Source organism: Candidatus Hydrogenedentota bacterium, from assembly GCA_035416745.1.
Classification (GTDB): Bacteria; Hydrogenedentota; Hydrogenedentia; order Hydrogenedentales; family SLHB01; genus UBA2224.
The window spans coordinates 1-18020 of sequence record DAOLNV010000095.1 but is presented as its reverse complement, the minus strand read 5'-3'; the positions used below and the strand labels follow the sequence as shown (position 1 = coordinate 18020).

Here is an 18020-nt window from a genome sequence, read left to right as displayed (position 1 = left end):
CGAGGAAACCGAGCATTTCAAAAATGGAGACTCCATCACCGTAGACGGACAGCCCATTCGCATCCATATCGACTCGGAACGCTGACGCGCGGCTGATACAGAAGGCAGATTTCTCTGATACGGAGTGTTGATGGGGCCGAGGACGGACTCGTGAGAATCGGCAGACAAGAATGTATGATTGAGTCAGGCGGCGCGGCGTTTGTAGCGGCGGTAAATCCCCCCGGCTTGGGGGAGCAGGGTACAGGTCCCTGGCGCTCCTGCGTTGCACTTGCCCGGAGAACATCGTCCCCATACGCGGGCCTGGCGCCGATACGAAATCCTGGGGCTGTATCTATACCATAACACGGGATGGAGTGAACGGCGCGTGCGTGGTGGCTGATTGCACCCTCGGCCGAGCGGGTGTGAAAGCCGGCGAAAAGCCTGCCGCATATGGGACGACAGAGAGGATCCGGAATGCAAAGGAGGGTGACCATGTCGCGAACGCTGGCGTTGAGTGGGCTTGCCTGTGTGGTCGTGGGACTGTCTGTCCACGCCGAAGGCCCCGGAATTCCCCAGAACCTCCGGTGCGAATATGAGTACAACCCCATCGGACTCGATGTCGCGCAGCCGCGCTTATCTTGGGAGGTCAATGATCCCCGGCGTGGCGCTAAGCAAGCAGCGTATCAGATCGTCGTCGCGCCCGGCGAGGCGAGCGTGGACGCAGGCGAGGGTACATTGTGGGATTCCGGCCGTGTCGTTTCCGGGCAATCCATCCACGTCCCGTATGCCGGTCGCGTCTTGCAGGAAGGGCAACGTTGCTACTGGTCCGTGCGCACGTGGGACGATGCCGGCGCGGCATCACCGTGGGCCAAGCCTGTTTTCTGGGAGATGGGCTTGCTGGATGCGTCCGACTGGCAAGCGAAATGGGTCACAATTGACCAAGAGAAGAGCCAGCCCGAGCCGGTGTTCGGGGACTGGATCTGGTACCCTGCGGAAAGTACCGATGAGGTCACGCGCTATTTTCGGAAGGTCGTTGAACTGCCCGCCGACGCCCGGGTGGCTTCCGCGACGGCGTGGGGCGCCGCGAACAACGAGTTCGTGTTCACTCTGAACGGCAAGGAACTCGGGGGCTGCGATGAGTGGAAGGCCGTGGAGTCCTTCGACGTCGCACAGGAACTGGTGCCCGGGCAGAACATCATCGCGATTACGGGCGTACATGCGCGCGGCGTGGCCGGACTCGTCTTTGGCATGCATGTCACCTTGGCGGACGGCCGCACGGTTGAAGTCCGTTCGGGGCAAGACTGGCTTACGTGCGCGGAAGCCCCGGAAGGCTGGCAATCGCTCAAGTTCGACACGAAGGGTTGGATCCAGCCAAAACTGGTAGCGCAATATGGGGAACCTCCGTGGGGTGTGGTCGCCGACCGTTTTCCGAGCCGGTCCTTCTACTTGCGCAGAGCGTTCACTACGGAACACGTGACTATTGCCCGGGCCCGCGTGTATGTCAGCGCGCTTGGGGCATATCGTCTCTTCATCAACGGAACACGCGTAGGACACGACGAGCTGACGCCGGGCTGGACGTACTTTCCCAAACACATCCAGTACCAGACGTACGATGTGACCGCTTTGCTGCAGGGCGGCGAGAATGCGGCGGGGTTGCTCCTCGGCAACGGCTGGTGGGGAGGGAGCATGGCGGGCGCGTGGAAGGACGGCGGCCTCCGCGGCATCGCGCAGCTCGAGATCACGTACGCGGACGGAAGGCGCCAGCTCATCGCCACGGATGAACGCTGGAAAGGCCATGTGTCGCCCATCGTCAAAGACAGCATCTACCACGGCGAGGTCTATGACGCACAACTGGAGATTGCAGGCTGGAATGAACCCGGGTTCAACGACGAAGACTGGCTGCCCGCGCGCGTTTGGGAAAAGCCCATGGGCCAACTGACCGCGCAGACCGGCCCCACAATCCAGGTTACCGAGGAAATCTCAGCCGTCGGCGTCACCGCGCCCGGGCCGGGGGTCTTCATCTTCGACTTCGGCCAGAACGCCGCGGGGCGCGCCCGCCTCAAAGTCGTGGGACCCAAGGGGGCCCGTGTCCAGATCCGGCATGGCGAAATCCTGCGGCCTGACGGCAGCCTCTACACCGACAATCTGCAAGGCGCAAAGTGTACAGATCTTTACATTTTGAAGGGTGCAGGGGAAGAAATCTGGGAACCTGCCTTTACCTATCGAGGTTTCCGCTACGCGGAAGTCACAGGGTATCCCGGCGTGCCTCCCAAAGATGCCCTTGTCATGCGCGTCATGCATGCTGCGCTCCCCAGCATTGGCACGTTTACGTGCTCCGAAGACATTGTCAATCGCGTGCAGAAGAACATTCTCTGGGGAATGCGCTCCAATTTCTACAGCGTGCCGACCGACTGCCCGCAACGCGATGAACGCCTGGGGTGGACGGGCGATATTCAGCTTTTCCTGCCCACAGCCTGCTGGAATATGCAGGTCGCCGGTTTCATGACAAAGTGGATGCACGATGTCGTAGATTCGCGCACTGCGGACGGAGCCATCACCGATGTTGCGCCGGCTCTAAACGCCGGCCCCGGTGCGCCTGGCTGGGCCGATGTTGTCATTGTGGCGCCTTGGGACCTGTACACCTACTACGGGGACACGCGGGTCATCGAGACCAACTACGCCGCCATGGCGGACTGGCTTGACTACATGCGCAAGATGGCCACGGACGGCCTCTATGCGGCCGGACGGTACGGCGACTGGGTTCCGGTGGAACCGTCCCCCAAGAAGACCCTCGCTGGCGCCTACCAATATCTCTCCATCAAGCTCCTTGCCGAGATGGCCCAAGGGATCGGCAAGACGTCCGACGCGGCCGAACTCCGGCGTCAAGCGGCGTCAATCGCATCATTGTACAATCAGCGTTACTTCAATGTGGAGACGAATCAGTACGAAGGCAACACGCAGACCGCCAACCTTGTGCCCCTCTGGTTCGGCATCACTCCGGAAGACAAGCGCGCCGCGGTGGTCGAGAACATCGCGAAGAACATCATCGATCATGACAATCACCTGACAACAGGTTTCATTGGAACCGCCTATCTGATGCCGGCTCTGAGCACGTTCGGCCGAGATGACCTTGCCGGAAGGATCGCGGTGCAGCGGACATACCCGTCCTGGGGCTACATGGTAGAGGCTGGCGCTACGACTATATGGGAGCGCTGGAACAGCAATCAGTATGAGGAACTCCATTCGGGCATGAACTCATTCAATCACTACGCCTTCGGCGCGGTCGGCCAATGGTACTACGAGTACCTGGCGGGCATCCGGCCCCTCGAACCCGGCTTCAAGCGCATTCTTATCGACCCCCACCCGAGCGGTATGCAGCGCGCTGAGGCCTCGTTTCATTCCATGTACGGCCCCATTCGCTGTGCGTGGTACAAGGATAATGGGTTCAAGATGTGCGTCACGATTCCCGCGAACACTACTGCGGTTATCAAGACCCCCGTGCCTTGTGACGCCGACCTCGGTCCCGGTGACAAGAAGACCATCGACTCCAGAGGCAATACGTCATTTGACGTTGGCGCGGGCGTCTTTACGTTCACGGCAACACGGTGATCCTCGGCATGAGCGGCCCAAGCAGGAGGCTTTCCAGAAAGTGTCTCGCGGCCACGTCCGCTCTTGACGAGACCTTCTCATGGATGGAACCGCATCGTTCGGACTCGAGCTGGGGCAGGAAGGCCGTATCCGTGGACGCATCATGTTCTTTCAAGGAAATCTCCCAGATTTCAGGCCGGACCAATGCTTTGGAACAACAGCCTGCAGTATCGGCTGAAACGGAACGCTGCTGTTGACAACAGACCTCCATCTTGTCAATTCAGCCATTTCCTGACATACTCAATACACAGTCTTCGACTTCCGCTTGCCTTGAAGACCGGAGACCCAACCATGGGATCTGACGGACAGAGAGTTGCGGAGCCCGCCACGGCGCCACGGCCGCCCCAGCAAGCGCAATTGTGGCTTTTTCAAGAGAGACTGCTTTCGGAGCGCCTCTACCTGCAGTCGCTGGTGCGCTTTTTCCTCGTTGGCGGCATCATCGTGGGCGCTTTGTTCGCCAAACACGTTGTCGGGGTGGAAGACCTGCACGAGCGAGGGTTGATCGGCCTGGCGCTTGCCCTGGGAATCTTCAATGTGGGCGCCTTCTGGGCGTCGCGGCAGTTGCGGGGGCAGGAGCTCTCGGAGGCCAGTTTCCACCTTCTTGAGACTATCATGCATTTGACTATCACGGTCGACCTCTTGTTCATCACGGTGGGCCTGTGGTTTGTCGGGGGGCCCAAATCCCCTTTTCAGTCGTTCTATGTGCTTCATCTGATGCTCGCGTCGGTGCTGTTGAGCCGCCGCGCCGCGTTTGCCCATGCGCTTTCCGCATACGTCCAGTTTTCGGTGCTGGTGCTGGGGCAATGGTTTGAACTAATCCCGGTGCAGTTTCCGGAAGGGGCGGTCAACAGCGCGTCGCCGCTGGACGGGCGCTTTGTGTTCACGGTGCTTCTTGTACAGGCGCTTCTGATGAGCCTTTCGGTGTATCTCGTTACGGGACTGGCCAAGCTGTTGCGGGCGGGAGAAGGGCGCCTCCAGCAGGCGAATGCCCAGCTGACCCGCCTTTCCGCGATGCGGCAAGGCTTCTTACAGATCACATTGCACGATCTGAAAGCGCCCGTGGATGCGGCCACGATGCTGCTGCGAAACGTGCTGGACGGCCTCTGCGGCCCCGTGACGGACAAAGAGCAGGAGTGGCTTGGCAAGTGCCAGAAACGGCTCAACGAACTTGTCTCCCTGCTCTACGATTTTGAAGTCCTCGCTATGCTGGACTCCGACGCGATTGAAAAGCAGCGGGGGGCGGTAGACATTAACGCGGTAATGACGCGAGTCGCGGAGGAGTATCAGGATATCGCGCGGGCGCACACCCATACCCTGGAATTCAGCATACGCAACGGTGTAGGAACCATTCTGGGCATCGAACGTCTGATTCATGCGGCCGTGGCAAATCTCGTAACGAACGCCATCAAGTACACGCCGGACGGGGGAACGGTCATGCTTCGTGCCGCCCGCCACGGCGAGTCGATAACCATCGAGGTCAAAGACAACGGAATCGGCATCGCCGAAGAAGACCGGCCGAGGCTGTTTGGCGAATTTGTACGACTCACGCGGGGGAAGGATCGGACGCGGAATGTTCCCGGCAGCGGCCTTGGATTGTTTATCGTGAAGCGCGTGGTGGACCTGCACGGGGGGCGCGTGGAGTTGGACAGCGCGGCCGGCGTGGGAAGCATATTCCGGCTGGTTTTCCCGGCGCTCGAGGAATCCACCGCGGCGCCTCTCGAAGAAGACAGCCCTTCGGTTTAGAGACACGAGTCAGCGGCAATTTCCGCGATTTCGTGAAGGGAGTCGTTCACTTCGCGCGAAAGAGGTTCGCCCAGGGCGACGGAACCGGATTGAATGCCGAGGACGTAAGCGCGCGCCCCGGTACGCGCGCTGAGAAAGTCAAGGAGCTGTCCGAGCGGAATGGTGTGGGTGTGGAATCCGACGCCCACGAGTTCCCGGGCTGGAAACAGGCGCCATTGGCCGGGGTCGAGCTGCATGTCCACCGCGTCGGCGAAGATGATGGTGTCCGGCTGACTCCTCACAATTTGGCCCAGGTGGTTTTCGGGTGCGTGGCCGGCGTCTATGCACACGCAGGGGCATCGGTTTCGAATCGCATCGACGAGGGCTGGCCCTGCGCCGTCGTCGCCCCGCAGAACATTGCCCACGCCCACCAGAACGGTTCGTGGGCTCATCAAGGCGGTCAGCAGACGGCGCGAATCCTCCGCCGGTACGGAAGCTTTTTGTCCATCTACCAGTTGCATTGCTAGTCGCTCAGCGTGGTTATACGTCTGCACCGTGCGCACAGGATCTTGAACCGGTCGGCCCGGCTTGTCTCCTCGCTGAAGGGGGTGAGATTCGGGCCGGCAAGCCCCAGGCCTTTCATGCGGGACAAGTAGAGGGTCGGATTCGAGTAGGTCAATTCGCCCAGGCGGTCCGCGATCCACAGGAGATGGTCGCGGGCCGCGACGGATACGCCGCACATCTCGCACACCTGCAGGGGCTTTTCAATGGTCTCGAAGGCCTGCTTGCGGTCAAAGAATGCGAGGTCCCAGTCATTCGACAGTTTGATACCTTCATGGTCCGCGATGCACGCCGCTTCGCACTGGCCGCAAAAGATGCATGTGTCGGTGTAATGAACCATCACCCGCACGGGGCCTTCCGTTCCGACGCGGTCCTCGTGAACGATGGCATTCACGGGGCATGCGGCCTCGCACGCGAGACATCCGAGGCATTTTTCCGCGTTGAATTTCGGCTGGCCGCGGAAGTTGGGATGCGGAACATGGGGCGTCTTCGGGAAAGGCGAGGTGTACGGTCCTCGCAGGATGGCCTTGACGGCCTCACCCAGTTCACGGACTTTGGGGAGTTTCATGTCCGGTTCTCCGATTGGGACGCCGCGGGCGCGGTATCGCTCGCGACCTGTTGCTTTGCGTCCAGGGTATCGCGGTCCTCGCGGTAGGCATCGGCCACGCTGCCTTCCCAGAGGGCGATGCCGGCGCGGTGCGCGCCCCGGGCGATGGCGTGGGCCGACACTGGGGCCGTTAGAACCACGAAAAGGATGCAAAGGAGCGCGCGCCACCCGCCGCCGGACAGCCCCACGATAAGACATGTGCCCAACAGGATTCCGCAGGTTCCCAGAGTCACGCACTTTGTTGCCGCCTGGAGGCGGTTGTATACGTCCGGCAAGCGGACAAGCCCCAGGCAGCCGAAGAGGTCGAAGGCGATGCCGCCGCCGATAAGCACCATGCCCACGACGTGCACGATATCAATCATCCAGGGGTCTCCCTTCGAGGTATTTCGCGAGCGCCAAGGCTCCGATGAAGCTCATGAGCGCCCACGTGATACCGATGTCGATGTACCAGGACTGGCCGGTCCCCACGGCGAAAATGGCACAGCATCCGACGATCAGGATTCCGAAGATGTCGATGGCGACAAGCCTGTCTGCGGGCGTTGGCCCCCGGAGAACGCGAAACAGACACAGGAAGCCCGCGAGAAGGATGACGTAGAACGCGCGGGTCACAAAGGGCGCGTAGTGCGCCCCGGGCCCGAGGTCGAGCGGCGGTGGATAAACCATGAGCCAACAGACTACCGCCACCAGGCTGGCCGCTCCGAGTATCCAGGATATCGTACGCATTTCTATTCCACCTATTCGAAGATTTCCCGCAGTATGTATTCGAACCGCCCGGAAATCTCACGGCTTGCCGCTTCAATCTCCGTTTCTTTGACGTAGATGCAGTGGATATACAAGACGCCCGCGTCACGGTCGATGTCGACGGTCATGGTTCCAGGGGTCAGGGTGATGGCGTTGGCCAGGAACGTCAGCCCCACGTCCGATTTCAATTCCGTGTGGACGCGTACGATGCCGGGACGTATGGGGAGGCGGGGGTTCAGCACGCGCCAGGCGACGTCCACGTTGGCCCGCAGACATTGCCACAGGAACACGGGCAGAAAGATGAAACAGAAATACCAATAGCGGACGGGATTGCGCAGAATGTGCGGCCGTTTTACGAAGAGGTCTCCGGTTAAAAAGGCGACCAGCGCGGCCACACCCGCCCCTGCCAGCAAAACAGGCAGCGACGGCGGCCACGTGAGCAAGCACCAAACGAGCCATGCAAAGATAAACAGAATGACCTTGCTCATGACTTATCTCGCTTGTGTTATCGCCATTTTGACGTATTCCGTGCCGTTTGTGATCGCCTCGGAGGCTAATCCCAGGAACGCTTCCCGGGCCTGTGGCAGTAGCAGGAGGCCTCCCAGAACACACAGGACGGCCAATGCAACCAACGACAGTTTCATGAAGAAAGACGTTTCGGTGACGGAGTTCCATCGGGTATTCAACTGCCCGAAAAACGTGTAACGCATGACTTTCATGAACGATGCCAGCGTCAGAATGCTTGCCAGCACAGCCCAGAACGCGTATCCGTAGCGTTCGGCCTGGATTGCGGCGACGATGATCAGGAGTTTGCTCCAGAAGCCGTTGAAGGGCGGAATGCCCGCGATGGACATCGATGCGGCGAGCGTGGTGGCGCCCGTCACCGGCAGTTTTGCGCGCAGCCCCCCCATTTCTTTCAGGTCGCGCGTGCCCGTGGCATATTCGATGACGCCGGAATCCAGAAAGAGGAGGGACTTGAAGAGGGAATGGTTGAAAAGGTGGAAGAGTCCCCCCATGATGCCGAGCGGGGTGCCCAGCCCGATGCCCAGGATGACGTATCCTATCTGGCTGATGGAGTGGTAGGCGAGCAACCGTTTGAGGTCCCATTGTCCGATGGCCAGGAAGACGCCGGCCACCATGGACAGGGCGCCGATGAACAGGAGCACGCCGAGAATGCGCGGGGATGCGCCGAGGATGTTAAATGTCACGCGGCACAGGGCGTAGACCCCCAGCGCCTTTATCAAGACACCGGAAAGCATCGCGGAGATGGGCGCGGGGGCGGAAGAGTGGGCGTCCGGAAGCCATGCGTGGAACGGAACCACGGCCCCTTTCATTCCGAAGCCCATGAGGAACAACACGGTTACAAAAGCGGTCAGCGCGCCGGGTTCGTTCATGGCCAGAACACGCGCCATGTCGGCCATGTTGAGGGTAGACGTGGTGGCATACAACATGGCGATCCCGAGGAGGATACACAGCGAGCCGACGGACCCCATCACGGCGTATTTGAAAGCGGCCTCGAGGGCGTGCTTCTCCATGCCGAAGGCGACCAGCCCGTAACTCGCCACGGCGGCGACCTCAAGAAAGACGAAGAGGTTGAACAGATCTCCGGTAACGATGACGCCGTTCATCCCGGTAACCATCAGCAGGAACAACACGTAGAAGCTCGACCGCGCCGTGAACTGGTTAACGTAATCGAGGCAGAAGATAACGACCAGAAACGCGACGAGATTGACAGTGACAAGCATGAAGGCCGTCAGACCGTCAAGGACCATGGAGATGCCGACGGGAGGAGGCCATCCTCCGACGGTGTAGACCAGGACGCCGTGCTGGAGGAGCACTTTCACGGAAAGCAACGATATTGCCAGAAGAAGCGCCGATGCGACCGTGCCCAGCAGCGGCGCCAGAGCCGGAAACCTGCGGCCGAGAAGGGCCGTCACGAACGCGCCGCCGAGCGGCAGGGCGACACAGAGTGGCATGATATAGGATGGGGGTGTCATCCTTTAAGCTCCCGGATTTCACTGATGTCGTACGTTCCGTATTGCTGATAAATGCGCATTGCCAAGGCAACCATGAGCGCCGTAGTGGCAAGGCCGATGACGATGGCCGTCAGCACGAGGGCATGCGGAAGGGGATCTACCATGACCGGCGCGCCGCCTTCCGTCCCGCGCTGCAGAATCGGCGCGGAACCGTGCACGCGGTAGGCAATAAGGATAAACATCAGGTTGACGGCGCATTCGGCAATGGCGAGGCTCAAAACGATCTTGATGACGTTGCGTTTGGCGAGCGCGCCGTACACTCCCAGGCAAAACAGGACCAAGCACAGCATGTACGCGATCATGACCCTTGCTCCGATTCCGGGTTCAACAGCACCAGTGCGATGAAAATCGCGAATAGGCCGCCGGCCACTTTCAGACAGATTGCGATGTTGCTCAAGGGGATGGTCCCCGCGCTCAACAGGGCATAGGGCTCCCCATTGGGCAACACGTTGGTAAAGAAATAGCCGCCGGAAAAGCCGGCAAGCGCGATTGTCAGAAACAGTACCCCTCCCAGGCTCTCGAGCGAAGCCGTGCCGGATTCCGACAGCGTCCGGAACGCCTGCCGTTTTCCGAAGGCGAGCACCAGATGCACGAAGGACAGCGCGACAATCACTCCGCCCGCAAAACCGCCGCCGGGCGACAGGTGCCCGTGCAGCACGATGTAAATCCCGTAGAGGAGGATCAGGCCGACGCTGAGCCGTGTGATGGTCTTTACGATCAGCGACATGCCTTCTTTGTGGTTGTCCTCATTTGTTCGCATGATGTGGTTCCGTTTCCGTCTTTCGGCGCCCTGCGGGGCGAGCAATGGCCAGCACGCCCATGGCGGCGGCAAACAGCACGGTGGCTTCGCCCAGAGTGTCGTACCCTCTGAAATCCAGCAGAATAGCTGTAACAATATTGACGGCGCCGGTGCCTTCGAGGCCTTCGGCCACATAGGTCTCTGACACGCGCATATGCGGGGCGCCGAGCGGCGGAATCTCAGCGAAGGCCATCGCCCCGATCACCAGCACGGTGATTCCGAACACGAGGGCCACGACGCCCAGCAACGGCTTGCTGCCGTGCGTCGAGCGGGGCAGGCCGATTCTGATGGTCGCCCGGATGAGGATCACCACGGAGATGATCTCGACGACGAGCTGCGTGATCGCGACGTCCGGGGCCTTCGCCACCAGCGCGACCAGGGAAATGCCCAGTCCCACCGTCCCGACGGCGATTACCGCCGACAGCAGGTCGCGCGCCTCGATGGCGATGATTGCACCGATGATCATCACGACAAGTATTGCGTAGAGGGCAATCATAGGCTTCCTCCCAGCAGCACGAAGAACAGCACGACCATCCCCAGGATGCACCACGCCAGGTAGTACGGCAGTTCGCCGTTGTGAATTTCTGAGAACAATCTGCTGATGCCGAATGTGGCGCGCGAACCCAGCTCATAAAGATCGAACAGCTTTTGAGACGCGGCGCGATAGGTCCGATGGAGAAGAGGCGCTTCTTCAACGGTTTTGTAGAATTCGACGCCGGACATCCGCATCGCAGGCTGTTTTTCCAGCACTTCCCCGCCAACGAAAGGCTCGACGGTTCGCGTCCTCAGGGCTGTTCCGAAAACGTAAAGCACAGCGCCCGCGCCGAACCCGGCGAGCAAGAGCAACGCGCCCGCGAGGGTATGCCAGTCGCCCGGGTAGTCAATGGGCATGCCTACGGCGGGCCCGATGAATCCGCCCAAGGGTATTTGAAACGCGAACACCCCGAAGAGGACGCACAGACCGGCCAGGATGACATGGGGCGCCAACAGCAGAAGAGACGTTTCTTTGTTTCCTTCGATCTTGCGGGCGGGCCGGGCCAGGAAGATGGCGTGGATGAGCTTCATGAAACTGGCCAAGGTCAAGACACTCCCGAACAGCGCGGACGCGAGACAAAGCATCCAGAGCCACCCGCCATCACGGCCGATTGCGGCCAGGCTCTGGTAGATCATCCACTTCGAGACGAAGCCGTTCAGCGGCGGGATGCCGGAGATAGCCAGGGCGGCTATCAGGAAGGTGGTATAGGTTATGGGCATGGCATGGGCATAGCCGCCGAGTTCATCGAGGTCATCGGTCCGTGCTTCGCGGGTGACGGCGCCGCCGGAAAAGAACAGGCAACTCTTGTAGAGGGTATTGTTGAACATGTGGAAGAGCCCGCCGGCGATTCCCAGGGGCGTGCCTGTGCCGATGCCCAGAATCATATACCCCACCTGGCTGACGGCATGATATCCCAGCAGACGCCGCATGTCGTGCTGAACGAGCGCCATCATGACGGCAGCAACTATGGTGAAACTCCCCAACAACATGAGGAATGTGTAGAGCCCTTTTGTGAGGACGAATATGTCCACGTTCAGGCGCACGAGAAGGTAGATGCCGAGGAGTTTATCCAGGGAAGCCGGGAGGAAAGCCGCCACCGGCAGGGGGGCATCCTGCGCGGTATCGGGCACCCATGTGTGGAACGGCATGGCGCCCGCTTTGGCCAGCGCGCCGGACAGCAGGCAGAGATAGGCCATCACGGCAGCCGGGGAGACAATCGGAATGTCGAGGGCCGTCATTCGAAGGTGGAAGAGCGACGGCCGGCCGCCGAGGCTCCAGGCAAGCGCAAGACCGAGGATCATGAGGCTGTCCGTGCCGCCGATGATGATAAACGTCTTCTTCGCCGTTTTCGCCGCGCCCGGGGATTCTCCGAGGTTGGTGAGCAGGTATAGCAGCAGCCCCAGTAACCCCCAGCAGGTCACGAACAAGACCAGATTATCCGCAAAGGCGGCCGCAATCGACAGGATGCACGTCAGCAGGATATAGCCGTAGTAGCGGCCTTGGGCATGGCGTCCCTGCATGTAGCCCATTGAATACACGAGCGTCAACACGGTGTAGCCGGCAACGAAAGCGGCCACGCTGCCGGACAGCCAATCCAGTCTGAAGTACGGTTCCAGCTCGTTCATTGCGGTTCAACACCCATTTCGCGGCGAATGCGCTCCGTTTTCTCCCGGGACAAGCGCACCAAGTCCTGGCCGTGCAGCAGTTTCCGCCCTGTTTCATCGCGCACGGCCATGCGCTCGGTGCAGCAATAGCACGGGTCGATGGACGCCAGGATGATGGTGGCGTCGGATAGCGTCTCCCCCACAATCGTCGCCTTGAATGTGGGAAGATTCATGTACGTGGGGGCGCGGACCTTGTGGCGCACGGGGCGATTCGTTCCGTCGCTGCGGACATAATGAAACGTCTCTCCACGCGGCGCTTCGATGTGGCCGATGCCTTCTCCGGGCGGCACGGAGGTGATGTTTGCATCAATCTCGCCTTCGGGGAGGTGTTCGAGGCAGGCCTTGATAATCTTGATCGATTCGAAGGTCTCCAGGATACGCACGACGGCTTTGTCGAAGACGTCGCCGTTTTGGGTGACGATCATGTCCCACTCGACCTTGTCGTAGGCGCCGTAGGGGCAGTTTTTCCGGAGGTCGCGGGCCACGCCTGACGCCCGGGCGGTGGGTCCCACCGCGCTGTAACGGATCGAGTCGGCTTTGCTCAGTATGCCGACTCCCTTGGTGCGGGCGTGTAGGACCGGATCGTCGATCACGGCATTCTTGAGCATCTCGAGGGTCGGCACAATCGCGTCGATCTTCTTCAGGGCTGCCGGAATGTCCTCGGGTTTGATATCGCGACGAACGCCTCCGGGCTTGAACATCGCGTAATTGTTGCGGTTACCTGACAGGATTTCCATGACGTCCAGGATCTCTTCACGAAGCTTCCATGCCCACATATAGACGGTGTTGTAGCCGAGAAAGTGGCCGGCCAGACCGAGCCAGAGCAGGTGCGAGTGGATGCGTTCGCCTTCCGCGATAATGGTGCGGATGTACTTCGCCCTCTCCGGGACTTCCATGGGAAAGATGTCTTCCACGGCGCGGGTATAGGCGAAGGGATGGCTGGTGCTGCAGATGCCGCAGATGCGCTCGATTACGAACGTGCTCTGGTCGAACGTCCTGGATTCCGAGAGCTTCTCGATACCTCGGTGGTTGTATCCGACCCGGACGTCGATATCGGTAATGCGCTCGCCTTCGACCGTCAGGGTGAAGAACTCCGGTTCTTCCTGAAGCGGATGATAGGGACCTATGGGGAGGATCGTTTTTGCCATCACACACCTCTGTCCCGAACCGCCTGCTTGTCCCACTCCTGGTAGTCGCGCCGCAGGGGGTATACGCCTTCGGGCCAGTTTTCCGGCAGCAGGAGGCGCCGCATATCCGGGTGGTTTTTGAATTCGACGCCGAGCAGTTCGTGGATTTCCCGTTCGACCCAGTTGGCGGCTTCGAACGAGGGTGTAAGAGAGTCGATAACGGGCCGGTCACGGTCGAGTTTCACGCGGAGCGACACCAGCAGGTTTATCTCCTCGATGATGAAGTGATAGAGGATTTCGATGTGGGTCCTTGTGTCGACTCCCGTGGCGATGTTGAACCGGGCCCCCAACTCCCAAAAGATGTAGTTGGCCGCGGGAACGAGCGCCTCTGGCTTGATCTCGATGTAGACGCGGCTGGGGGATTTGTCGAACATGGACAGAATGACGCCGTCGAATCGCGCGCGGATTTCTTGTAATGCTTGTTCCCTGGTCATGTGGCGGCTCCCACTTTCTCGATGAGTTTTACCGCGCCGGCAATAATGGCTTCGGGTTTCGGAGGACAACCCGGGATGTACGCGTCAACCGGGATGATGTGGTCGAGGGGCAGGGGGCAGTTGTAGCTTTCGATGAACATGCCCCGCGACATGGCGCACTCCCCGATGGCAACCACGAGGCAGGGTTTCGGGACCTGCTCGTAGAGGCGCTTGAGCCGCTCCGCCGATTGGCGGTTGCAGGACCCCGTTATGAGCAAGACATCGGCGTGCTTGATGCTGCCGGCCAGGAGTATGCCAAAGCGTTCGATATCGAACCGGGGCGTCAGGCAGTCCAGGACTTCGATATCGCAATTGTTGCAGCTGCCCGTCGACAGGTGGAATACCCACGGCGACTTCAGCAAGGCGCGCAGTTTCATGCCCATTTTGCCCGTTACCCCCTGTTACCAGCCAAACATGGCGAACACCACGGCCGCGAGCGCCACGCCAGTGACCGGGACCCAGAAGAAGCACATCGCCTGGTCGATGCGGATGCGCGGATTCGTGTTGCGGATCAACGTCAGGAGCGCGATCACGAGAACCAGCTTCAGAACACCGTATGCAATGCCGGATGCGCTCAGCGGGATCCCGCCCAGAAACATCAGGACGAGAAAGAGCGGCAGCGCGATAAAGAGCATGTTCTTGCTCAACCGGTACACGGCCAGACCGGGACCGGAGTACTCGATAAGCGGCCCTCCCGTTATTTCCGTTTCGGCCTCGGCCACGTCGAAGGGGACCAGGCCCATCTTGGCCTGGGTGCACAGCAATGCGACAAGAAACGCCAGCAAACCGCTGGGATGGAGCACGAACGCCCGTTCAGCCGCCTGGTATGCGGCGAGCTCCGGCAACCGTATGGCGTATCCGGACAGGATGATGGGGACAAAGAGCGCGATGACGAAAGGCAATTCGTAAGCGAGGATCAGCTTCATCTCGCGAGATGCGCCCAGGCTCGCGACAGGATTGCCCGAGGCAAAGCCTCCGAGAATGATGCCCAGCGAAGGCAGAGTGAAAAGATAGAGCGCCACGAACACGTCCCCCGCGAAGCCCCGCGATGGTTGTGCCACCGTGATCCACAGCAACGTCGATACGGCGGCCGCTCCGGCGAAACTGAACAGGGGGGCTGCCAGGAACGTCGGCTTGTGAGCGCCCGCCGGTATGAGGGTCTCTTTGCCCAGGAGTTTTACGATGTCGATCGCGGGTTGAAGCACTGGCGGGCCGACCCGGTACTGAACCCGCGCAGTAACTTTCCGGTCCAGCCAACTCGCGAGCAGCCCAAGCACGGCGGTCAGGACAAGGCCGAACAGCACGAAATACAGCGGGTAAGCGTACATATCCGGCTATAACCTTTCCCAATGCGTTGAATGGACCATGAGATTGTCGCCCACCAGGAACGTGTTTTCGTCCAGCGGCTCGGTGACGGGCCTTACCGCCAGTGCGCCGTGCGAGCACGTCGCGACGCACAGGGGCTGGCGGTCCTGGTCCCGCCGGTCAAGGCAGAAATCGCAATTGTGGGCTACCGGCGCCACGTATTCGGGATAGATGGTGCCGTAGGGGCACGCGTGCGAACAGCTCCGGCAGCTCACGCAGCGCATGGTGTGCCGCACGAGCAGCTTGTTCTTTTCGGGCTGTTGTTCCAACGCCTCGCGGGGGCACGCATTCACGCAATGGGGCTCGTCGCACCGGCGGCACACCAGGCTGAATGTAGCCAATTCGAGCAGCGAAGCCACGCCGTTGTTTCCAGGATGATAGAAGTAGCTGCATTCCACCTCGCACAGGCCGCAGTCCCTGGAGGCGCACACGTCCAGGTCAATATAGAGACGCGGCCCGTTGCCCGGTGTGGGGCTGAGGTTGAGTTTGCCGTGATGAAGCTGTTCTGCGCTTGTGTGCATCGCCGCCCTCACTCCCAGATGCCCGGGAAATCACGGATTTGGCTGTAGCGGAACACCGGCCCGTCTTTGCAGCAGTAATACACGCCCAGCCGGCAGTGGCCGCATTTGCCAATCCCGCATGACATGTTCTTTTCCATGGAAAGAAAGATGTTCTCCGGCCGGAACCCCATCGCCAGCACTTTCTGCGTCGCAAACTTCATCATGATGGGAGGGCCGCAGACAATTGCCACGCCCTTGGTGAAATTCATGGGGACGTCGTCAAGGATCGCCGTCACGAGGCCGACGCGGCCGTCCCAGGTCTCATCTCCCTCGTCAACGGTGAGGAGCAGGTCCAGATCATCGCGCTCGCCCCATGATTTCATTTCGTCACGGTAGAGTAATTCGCCCGGCTTGCGGCATCCGCCCCGGAAGAAGAGGCGTTTGAACTGGCCGGACATGTCGAAAAGCGAATACATCAGGCTGCGCAGCGGGGCAAACCCGCAGCCGCCGCCCACCACGAGTACCTCCCTGCCCGCAAACTCGTCCAGCGGGTACGCTGAACCGTAGGGCCCGCGCAGCCCGACAATGTCCCCCGCTTTCAGGGCATGTATCTGCGCGGTCACCTTCCCGACGCGCATCACACTCACCGCGATCTCGGCGGTATCGGAAGCGCGCGAGGATGGCGTGAAGGGGGCTTCACCCGCGCCCGGCACGGTCAGATCGATAAACTGACCCGCCTGAAAACGGATTTCCTCGTCCGGCTTCAACCGGAACGTCTTTATAGTCGGTGTCTCGGTCGTGACCTCAAGGACCTGCGTCCGGATAAGCCGGTATGGATTGCCGTTGCTACACATGTTCTGACAACCGTTTCATGACCCTGCGTATGTCAATCTTCCCAGGGCACGCGGATATGCATCGCCCGCAGCCCGTGCACGCATACTCACCGGCCACTTTGGGGAAAAACGAGAACTTCTTCTCGAAGCGGTTCCGCAATCGCTGGCTCAGCTCGCGGCGCGGATTGGCCCCCCCCGCAACACGGGCGAACCCTTTCATCAGGCAGGAGTCCCAGGCACGAAAGCGGACCATTCGCGCCGCGTCTTTCTGGTCGTACAGAAGGAAGCAATGGCATGTGGGGCAGATCGTGTTGCAGGCGCCGCACTCCACGCAGGTCTCGGCCTCTTCTTTCCATACCGTGCTTTCGTAATGGCGCTCGACGCTTTCCGCCAGCGCTTGCTGGCTGGGCACCTGAAATTCCTTCAGGTTCCGCCGGACCTTGGCCGACACCTCGTCCCGTTGTCTGTCGCGCGCTTCCGTTTGGCCTTGAGCGGCCTCAGCAGCAGCGCCGGGGCACGACGCGATCAGTGCGGCGCCTTTTTCCGAGCCCATCTCGACCACGTAGCCGCCGTCCACAGGCGAGAGGTTCAAGTCGAAATCGCCCCGGGGATACGGCCTTTCATCGAACGCCTCACAGAAACACGTGTCGAGCGCGCTGGTGCAGTCGGAACTGATGATCAGGCTCTCGTTGCGCGCGCGGCAATAGAAAGGGTCCCTGAACTCCTCGCCGGCAAAAACGAAGTCCTGTATCCGAAACCCTTTCAGGTCGCAGGCTTTCACCCCAACTACACAAAGGGGACGGTTTTCGGTTAGAGGCGGGACGGGGGAAAAGCCTTCGGCAACGCACTCGCGGGGTTTGACAAAGAAAGCCTTGAGCGGATCGACGGTCCTTACGGGCCCAGTCTCAACCGCAGCGCCGTTGCTGGAAAGCCGCGTGTAAACGCCGCGGCCTTCCCGCTGGGCAGGGACAAAGACGTCATACTTCCCCGCCGCTGCCCGCAATAATGCGCCAAGCCCGTGCTTTGTAATGAAGCGACACACCCCATTGCTCCCCGCGAGGCCCTATCCCTCGTTGGACCTCGCTGCCGTGAGGAACGATCTCAGAGAATTGCCCTTGCAATAACAGGGGTATGCTTCAAAAGAGGCCTATACGAGCCCTCATTCGGACAGAAAGTAACACTTACGACTTAGCGCCCATGCGCCTGCCGCGGGCCATACATACATAGGTGGCCGCCGGACGGCCCCATGCTGCACCTGCACGTTCCCGCCCGCATCTTCCTGTGCGCATGCCCATTGGATAACACGATTTCCCCTAAAAGTCAAGACCCCGAATTGCCTCACAATAGAAGTATCTGAAACGGCATCGTTG

Annotated in this window: 19 protein-coding genes; 2 read left to right on the top strand and 17 right to left on the bottom strand. The window is 60.5% G+C overall.

Features of this window, described 5'->3' with window-relative positions:
• Nucleotides 1-471: 471 nt before the first annotated feature.
• Together PLJ71_19760 and PLJ71_19755 are read left to right on the top strand one after the other, a co-directional pair.
• Nucleotides 472-3588, top strand: a complete 3117-nt coding sequence (locus PLJ71_19760; protein HQM50929.1) for a family 78 glycoside hydrolase catalytic domain — start codon at nt 472-474, stop codon at nt 3586-3588.
• 330 nt (nt 3589-3918) lie between these two features.
• Entirely contained in the window at nt 3919-5370 is a 1452-nt protein-coding gene (locus tag PLJ71_19755; GenBank protein HQM50928.1) for a sensor histidine kinase, read from the top strand.
• On the opposite strand, the gene PLJ71_19750 is transcribed toward PLJ71_19755, so the two are convergent.
• From PLJ71_19750 to PLJ71_19670, 17 genes are read right to left on the bottom strand one after another with little or no spacing between them, the layout of a single operon-like run.
• Nucleotides 5367-5870 carry a hydrogenase 3 maturation endopeptidase HyCI gene (locus PLJ71_19750; GenBank protein HQM50927.1) on the bottom strand — a complete coding sequence of 168 codons (504 nt, stop codon included), beginning with the start codon at nt 5868-5870 and terminating at the stop codon, nt 5367-5369. The two genes, PLJ71_19755 and PLJ71_19750, sit on opposite strands and share 4 nt — an antisense overlap.
• A 2-nt stretch (nt 5871-5872) precedes the next feature.
• Nucleotides 5873-6478, bottom strand: a complete 606-nt coding sequence (locus PLJ71_19745; GenBank protein ID HQM50926.1) for a 4Fe-4S binding protein — start codon at nt 6476-6478, stop codon at nt 5873-5875.
• A complete protein-coding gene (gene mnhG / locus PLJ71_19740) occupies nt 6475-6879 on the bottom strand; it encodes a monovalent cation/H(+) antiporter subunit G (protein ID HQM50925.1) in 405 nt (134 codons plus the stop codon). Before mnhG ends, PLJ71_19745 begins: the two co-directional genes overlap by 4 nt.
• Nucleotides 6872-7240, bottom strand: coding sequence for a cation:proton antiporter (locus PLJ71_19735; GenBank protein HQM50924.1), 369 nt, complete (start codon nt 7238-7240; stop codon nt 6872-6874). Before PLJ71_19735 ends, mnhG begins: the two co-directional genes overlap by 8 nt.
• Before the next feature lie 11 nt (nt 7241-7251).
• Nucleotides 7252-7746 carry a Na+/H+ antiporter subunit E gene (locus PLJ71_19730; GenBank protein ID HQM50923.1) on the bottom strand — a complete coding sequence of 165 codons (495 nt, stop codon included), beginning with the start codon at nt 7744-7746 and terminating at the stop codon, nt 7252-7254.
• A gap of 3 nt (nt 7747-7749) precedes the next feature.
• The gene (locus PLJ71_19725; protein HQM50922.1) at nt 7750-9255 is read right to left on the bottom strand and encodes a proton-conducting transporter membrane subunit; all 1506 of its coding nucleotides are present in this window, start codon (nt 9253-9255) and stop codon (nt 7750-7752) included.
• On the bottom strand, nt 9252-9596 hold the full coding sequence (locus tag PLJ71_19720; GenBank protein ID HQM50921.1) for a sodium:proton antiporter: 345 nt from the start codon (nt 9594-9596) through the stop codon (nt 9252-9254). The genes PLJ71_19725 and PLJ71_19720 overlap by 4 nt, the downstream gene beginning before the upstream one ends.
• Complete coding sequence (locus PLJ71_19715; protein ID HQM50920.1) at nt 9593-10054, bottom strand: MnhB domain-containing protein; 462 nt, start codon at nt 10052-10054, stop codon at nt 9593-9595. The genes PLJ71_19720 and PLJ71_19715 overlap by 4 nt, the downstream gene beginning before the upstream one ends.
• Nucleotides 10041-10589, bottom strand: a complete 549-nt coding sequence (locus PLJ71_19710; protein HQM50919.1) for a DUF4040 domain-containing protein — start codon at nt 10587-10589, stop codon at nt 10041-10043. The genes PLJ71_19715 and PLJ71_19710 overlap by 14 nt, the downstream gene beginning before the upstream one ends.
• Nucleotides 10586-12253, bottom strand: coding sequence for a proton-conducting transporter membrane subunit (locus PLJ71_19705; GenBank protein ID HQM50918.1), 1668 nt, complete (start codon nt 12251-12253; stop codon nt 10586-10588). Before PLJ71_19705 ends, PLJ71_19710 begins: the two co-directional genes overlap by 4 nt.
• A complete protein-coding gene (locus tag PLJ71_19700; GenBank protein HQM50917.1) occupies nt 12250-13440 on the bottom strand; it encodes a nickel-dependent hydrogenase large subunit in 1191 nt (396 codons plus the stop codon). The genes PLJ71_19705 and PLJ71_19700 overlap by 4 nt, the downstream gene beginning before the upstream one ends.
• A complete protein-coding gene (locus PLJ71_19695) occupies nt 13440-13913 on the bottom strand; it encodes an NADH-quinone oxidoreductase subunit C (protein ID HQM50916.1) in 474 nt (157 codons plus the stop codon). Before PLJ71_19695 ends, PLJ71_19700 begins: the two co-directional genes overlap by 1 nt.
• On the bottom strand, nt 13910-14335 hold the full coding sequence (nuoB, locus tag PLJ71_19690) for an NADH-quinone oxidoreductase subunit NuoB (GenBank protein HQM50915.1): 426 nt from the start codon (nt 14333-14335) through the stop codon (nt 13910-13912). The genes PLJ71_19695 and nuoB overlap by 4 nt, the downstream gene beginning before the upstream one ends.
• 18 nt (nt 14336-14353) lie before the next feature.
• Nucleotides 14354-15280: an NADH-quinone oxidoreductase subunit H gene (locus tag PLJ71_19685; protein HQM50914.1), complete on the bottom strand. Its 927-nt coding sequence runs from the start codon at nt 15278-15280 to the stop codon at nt 14354-14356.
• A gap of 6 nt (nt 15281-15286) precedes the next feature.
• Nucleotides 15287-15838, bottom strand: a complete 552-nt coding sequence (locus PLJ71_19680; GenBank protein ID HQM50913.1) for a 4Fe-4S dicluster domain-containing protein — start codon at nt 15836-15838, stop codon at nt 15287-15289.
• Nucleotides 15839-15846: 8 nt separating this feature from the next.
• Nucleotides 15847-16671, bottom strand: a complete 825-nt coding sequence (locus PLJ71_19675; GenBank protein ID HQM50912.1) for an FAD/NAD(P)-binding protein — start codon at nt 16669-16671, stop codon at nt 15847-15849.
• The gene (locus tag PLJ71_19670; protein HQM50911.1) at nt 16664-17692 is read right to left on the bottom strand and encodes a 4Fe-4S dicluster domain-containing protein; all 1029 of its coding nucleotides are present in this window, start codon (nt 17690-17692) and stop codon (nt 16664-16666) included. Before PLJ71_19670 ends, PLJ71_19675 begins: the two co-directional genes overlap by 8 nt.
• Nucleotides 17693-18020 lie beyond the last annotated feature (328 nt).

Excerpts from the sequence above, each read along its gene's own strand:
- PLJ71_19705 (HQM50918.1), bottom strand. The coding sequence starts at position 12,253 with ATGAACGAGCTGGAACCGTACTTCAGACTGGATTGGCTGTCCGGCAGC.
- PLJ71_19695 (HQM50916.1), bottom strand. The coding sequence starts at position 13,913 with ATGACCAGGGAACAAGCATTACAAGAAATCCGCGCGCGATTCGACGGC.
- PLJ71_19675 (HQM50912.1), bottom strand. The coding sequence starts at position 16,671 with ATGTGTAGCAACGGCAATCCATACCGGCTTATCCGGACGCAGGTCCTT.
- PLJ71_19725 (HQM50922.1), bottom strand. The coding sequence starts at position 9,255 with ATGACACCCCCATCCTATATCATGCCACTCTGTGTCGCCCTGCCGCTC.
- PLJ71_19715 (HQM50920.1), bottom strand. The coding sequence starts at position 10,054 with ATGCGAACAAATGAGGACAACCACAAAGAAGGCATGTCGCTGATCGTA.
- PLJ71_19700 (HQM50917.1), bottom strand. The coding sequence starts at position 13,440 with ATGGCAAAAACGATCCTCCCCATAGGTCCCTATCATCCGCTTCAGGAA.
- PLJ71_19750 (HQM50927.1), bottom strand. The coding sequence starts at position 5,870 with ATGCAACTGGTAGATGGACAAAAAGCTTCCGTACCGGCGGAGGATTCG.
- PLJ71_19755 (HQM50928.1), top strand. The coding sequence starts at position 3,919 with ATGGGATCTGACGGACAGAGAGTTGCGGAGCCCGCCACGGCGCCACGG.
- mnhG (HQM50925.1), bottom strand. The coding sequence starts at position 6,879 with ATGATTGATATCGTGCACGTCGTGGGCATGGTGCTTATCGGCGGCGGC.
- PLJ71_19710 (HQM50919.1), bottom strand. The coding sequence starts at position 10,589 with ATGATTGCCCTCTACGCAATACTTGTCGTGATGATCATCGGTGCAATC.
- PLJ71_19760 (HQM50929.1), top strand. The coding sequence starts at position 472 with ATGTCGCGAACGCTGGCGTTGAGTGGGCTTGCCTGTGTGGTCGTGGGA.
- PLJ71_19730 (HQM50923.1), bottom strand. The coding sequence starts at position 7,746 with ATGAGCAAGGTCATTCTGTTTATCTTTGCATGGCTCGTTTGGTGCTTG.
- PLJ71_19745 (HQM50926.1), bottom strand. The coding sequence starts at position 6,478 with ATGAAACTCCCCAAAGTCCGTGAACTGGGTGAGGCCGTCAAGGCCATC.
- PLJ71_19735 (HQM50924.1), bottom strand. The coding sequence starts at position 7,240 with ATGCGTACGATATCCTGGATACTCGGAGCGGCCAGCCTGGTGGCGGTA.
- nuoB (HQM50915.1), bottom strand. The coding sequence starts at position 14,335 with ATGGGCATGAAACTGCGCGCCTTGCTGAAGTCGCCGTGGGTATTCCAC.
- PLJ71_19680 (HQM50913.1), bottom strand. The coding sequence starts at position 15,838 with ATGCACACAAGCGCAGAACAGCTTCATCACGGCAAACTCAACCTCAGC.
- PLJ71_19685 (HQM50914.1), bottom strand. The coding sequence starts at position 15,280 with ATGTACGCTTACCCGCTGTATTTCGTGCTGTTCGGCCTTGTCCTGACC.
- PLJ71_19720 (HQM50921.1), bottom strand. The coding sequence starts at position 9,596 with ATGATCGCGTACATGCTGTGCTTGGTCCTGTTTTGCCTGGGAGTGTAC.